We start from the raw sequence: 3542 nt of genomic DNA, 5'->3' as shown, positions 1-3542 counted from the left end.
CGCGGCCTGGAAGCCTCTCCCACCAATGAATTGCTGATCGAAGAATCATTGCTGGGTTGGAAAGAATACGAGATGGAAGTCGTGCGCGACAGCGCCGACAACTGCATTATTATTTGCTCCATCGAAAACCTTGATCCCATGGGTGTGCATACGGGCGACTCCATCACCGTGGCGCCGGCGCAAACCCTGACCGACAAGGAATACCAGATCATGCGTAATGCATCGATCGCGGTATTGCGCGAGATCGGTGTCGACACCGGTGGTTCCAACGTGCAGTTTGCCGTTAACCCCGATAACGGCCGCATGATCGTTATCGAGATGAACCCGCGCGTGTCGCGTTCGTCGGCCCTGGCCTCGAAGGCGACCGGCTTTCCTATTGCCAAGGTCGCTGCGCGCCTGGCGGTGGGCTACACGCTTGACGAACTCAAAAACGAAATCACGGGCGGGGCGATGCCGGCTTCTTTCGAGCCGTCCATCGATTACGTGGTCACCAAGGTACCGCGTTTCGCTTTCGAAAAGTTTCCAGCTGCCGATTCAAGCCTGACCACGCAAATGAAGTCCGTGGGCGAAGTCATGGCCATAGGCCGCACCTTCCAGGAATCCTTCCAGAAAGCCTTGCGCGGCCTGGAAGTCGGTGTCGATGGCTTGAATCAAAAAACCACTGACCGCGAAAAAATTCAGGTTGAATTGGGCGAGCCTGGTCCAGAACGCATCTGGTACGTCGGCGATGCTTTCGCCCAAGGCTTCACTTTGGAAGAAGTGCACAACCTGACACGTATCGACCCCTGGTTCCTGGCTCAGATCAAAGAAATCGTCGATATCGAACTCGCACTCGAACAGAAAACGCTGGCCGATCTGGATTACGACACCGTCTGGCAGCTTAAGCGCCGCGGCTTTTCCGATCGTCGCCTGGCGTTCTTGCTGGATACGTCTGAAACTGAAGTGCGCAAGCTGCGTCACCAGTTGGGCGTGCGGCCTGTCTACAAGCGCGTCGATACTTGCGCCGCTGAGTTTTCCACCGACACCGCATACATGTATTCCACTTACGAAGATGAGTGTGAAGCGGCGCCGACCGATCGCAAAAAGATCATCATTCTTGGCGGTGGCCCGAACCGTATCGGTCAGGGCATCGAGTTCGACTACTGCTGCGTGCATGCATCACTGGCCCTGCGTGAAGATGGCTATGAAACCATCATGGTCAATTGCAATCCGGAAACCGTATCGACTGACTACGACACTTCCGATCGCTTGTATTTCGAGCCCGTAACGCTCGAAGACGTCCTGGAAATTGTCCACAAAGAAAAGCCGGTAGGCATGATCGTGCAGTACGGTGGCCAAACGCCGCTTAAGCTTGCACGTGCCCTGGAAGCCAATGGCGTGCCTATTATCGGCACCAGCCCCGAGTCCATCGACGTTGCCGAAGACCGCGAACGCTTCCAGAAACTGCTGACCAAGCTGGGTTTGCGCCAGCCGCCTAATCGTACTGCTCGTACCGAAGGGGAAGCGCTGGCCCACGCCGCTGAAATCGGCTATCCGCTGGTTGTTCGCCCAAGCTATGTGCTGGGTGGCCGCGCCATGGAAATCGTGCATGAACAGCAAGATCTTGAGCGCTATATGCGCGAAGCCGTCAAAGTCAGCAATGACTCTCCCGTGCTGCTGGATCACTTCCTGAATAACGCAACCGAAGTCGACGTCGACTGCCTGGCCGATGGCGAAACCGTGTTTATCGGCGGCGTCATGGAGCATATCGAGCAAGCCGGCGTGCACTCGGGCGACTCGGCATGCAGTTTGCCTCCGTATTCTTTGTCGACTGAAGTGATTGCCGAAATCAAGCGTCAGACGTCTCTCATGGCTCGCGCCTTGAACGTCAAAGGCTTGATGAACGTGCAGTTCGCCATTCAGGATGGCGATGTATATGTGCTGGAAGTGAATCCACGCGCTTCTCGTACCGTCCCATATGTGTCCAAGGCCACCGGCCTGCAGCTGGCAAAGATTGCAGCCAGTGCGATGGCCGGCAAAACCTTGGCCCAGCAAGGAATACGCAAGGAAATCGTGCCTACGTATTTCTCGGTGAAAGAAGCCGTTTTCCCCTTCGTGAAATTCCCTGGGGTTGACACGATTCTTGGGCCTGAAATGAAGTCCACGGGTGAAGTCATGGGCGTTGGCGAGAGCTTCGGCGAAGCCTTCGTCAAATCGCAATTGGCTGCCAGCGTGTTGCTGCCCGAATCCGGGACGGCATTCATCAGCGTGCGTGAACAAGACAAGCCGCGCGCTGTAGAAGTTGCCCGCGGCCTTATCACCCTGGGCTTTACTATCATCGCTACACGCGGCACGGCCGCTGCAATCGAAGCTGCCGGCCTGGATGTTCAGGTCGTCAACAAGGTTACCGAAGGCCGTCCGCACATCGTCGATATGATCAAGAACGGTGAAATTGCATTGGTCATCAATACGGTGGAAGAGCGGCGCAACGCCATTGCCGATTCCCGTACGATACGGATCAATGCATTGGCGGCGCGCGTCACCTTCTTCACGACGATAGCCGGTGCATGTGCTGCGGTCGAGGGCTTGCAGTATCTGCGTCAGGGCGGCGGCCTGAAGGTCTATTCCCTGCAGGATCTGCACGCCAGTTTGCCTAAGCAATAAGAACCGGCGTCAATGAAGCGCGTATTCATTACGGGAGCGAGCAGCGGCATAGGCGCCGCGCTCGCTTTGTTTTATGCGCAGCAGGGCGCCAGCATAGGATTGGTGGGGCGTCGTCACGACGCCTTACTGGCTTTGCAGGCCAGTTTGCCCGGTGAACACCATATATATGTACTTGATGTGCGTGATCGCAATGCATTGCATGCGGCCGCAGCCGATTTTTTGTCGCATGGCCCCGTTGATGTGGTCATTGCCAGCGCCGGCATCAGCGCTGGCACGCTGACGGAAGAGCCGGATGACTATCGCGTGTTTGAAGCGATAGTCGCTACCAATTTAAATGCCACAGTCGCTACGTTCGAGCCCTTCATCGCACCTATGAAGTCGCAAGGGAAGGGGCGCTTGGTTGGAATTGCCAGTGTTGCTGCTGTACGCGGGTTACCGGGTGCAGGTGCTTACAGCGCTTCGAAGGCGGCTGTCAGGGCTTATTGCGAGAGTTTGCGGGTGGAACTGAGCTTGTCCGGCATCAAGGTAGTGACGATTGCGCCAGGTTTTATCAAAACACCGATGACGGCACAGAACCCATACAAGATGCCTTTCTTGATGCCTGTTGACAGGTTTGCCGCGCAGGCTGGCCATGCTATCGAGAAAGGGGTTTCGTACAGGGTGATTCCCTGGCAAATGGGGTGGGTGGCTAAGCTGCTGCGTATTGTGCCGGATGGTCTTTACGATTACTTTGCGGTGCGTCGGAAGCGTAAGCCTAGACTAGGGGAGTAGGCGTTTCTGCTCGGGGTCCCAGGGTTCCGGCGTCAGTATCGTTTTCCTTATCCGTGTGCCAGGTCTTTAGCGCTGGTGTTTCTTTATGATCCGTGTGTCACGTCTTTAGCGCTGGTGTTTCTTCATGA

Annotated in this window: 2 protein-coding genes; both read left to right on the top strand. The window is 56.1% G+C overall.

The window, feature by feature from the left end; all coding sequences use genetic code 11:
• Window positions 1-2643, top strand: a 2643-nt coding sequence (gene carB / locus ABWO67_RS19215; RefSeq protein WP_353154934.1) for a carbamoyl-phosphate synthase large subunit, incomplete at its 5' end; no start/stop codon positions are given.
• A gap of 12 nt (window positions 2644-2655) precedes the next feature.
• Window positions 2656-3414 carry an SDR family oxidoreductase gene (locus ABWO67_RS19210; protein ID WP_353154932.1) on the top strand — a complete coding sequence of 253 codons (759 nt, stop codon included), beginning with the start codon at window positions 2656-2658 and terminating at the stop codon, window positions 3412-3414.
• The last annotated feature ends 128 nt before the right edge of the window (window positions 3415-3542 follow it).

It is taken from the genome of Pollutimonas bauzanensis, from assembly GCF_040393045.1.
Classification (GTDB): domain Bacteria; phylum Pseudomonadota; class Gammaproteobacteria; order Burkholderiales; family Burkholderiaceae_B; genus Pollutimonas; species Pollutimonas bauzanensis_A.
The sequence above is the reverse complement of the archived record's forward strand: the minus strand, read 5'-3'. Positions and strand labels throughout refer to the sequence as shown.